Raw genomic sequence first — 572 nt, 5'->3', positions numbered from 1 at the left:
CGGCATAATAATCGGTACCAAGTCAATGACACCAAGGGTCAAAGGCTATTTTTTAACTGCAAAACTTGAGATATTAATTATACTATTAAAGTATCAGACATCATTATCATAGTCAACGAAAAATACCAAAATATATTAGAAAAGTGGGAACTCACATGAAAGAACCTTTATATAAAGTTATCTATAAGGATATAAAAAAGGGAATAATTGAATCTAAATACCCTTTAAACTCGCAACTACCTACAGATAAAGAGTTTAGTGAATTTTTTGGAGTTAGTACCATAACAATAAAAAAAGCCATGGAAATTTTGAAAAATGAAGGATTTATTTCTAGAAAACCGAGAAAAGGATCCCATGTTATAAAAAACTCGGATAATATAGATCCACATGCCATTAATAACAAAAGTTCTAAACCTTCTATAGGTCTAGTGTTTACAAATTTTAATGATAATTTCGGAACAAAGATGTTAAAGAACTTAATATTATATGGTCAAGATAGAGTAACCTGAATAATTCATAGTTTTTCTAAAAAGCTTTATCAGTGTTGATTTTATCACTTTTATATTTGTTTG

General features: G+C 28.0%; 1 protein-coding gene. It reads left to right on the top strand.

From position 1 onward, the window contains the following. The first annotated feature begins 155 nt into the window (after positions 1–155). On the top strand, positions 156–509 hold the full coding sequence (locus ABDZ53_RS09765) for a winged helix-turn-helix domain-containing protein (RefSeq protein WP_343756021.1): 354 nt from the start codon (positions 156–158) through the stop codon (positions 507–509). Positions 510–572 lie beyond the last annotated feature (63 nt).

Source organism: Alkalibacterium iburiense (genome assembly GCF_039521845.1).
Taxonomy (GTDB): Bacteria; Bacillota; Bacilli; order Lactobacillales; family Carnobacteriaceae_A; genus Alkalibacterium; species Alkalibacterium iburiense.
This window is presented reverse-complemented; position numbering and strand designations above follow the sequence as displayed.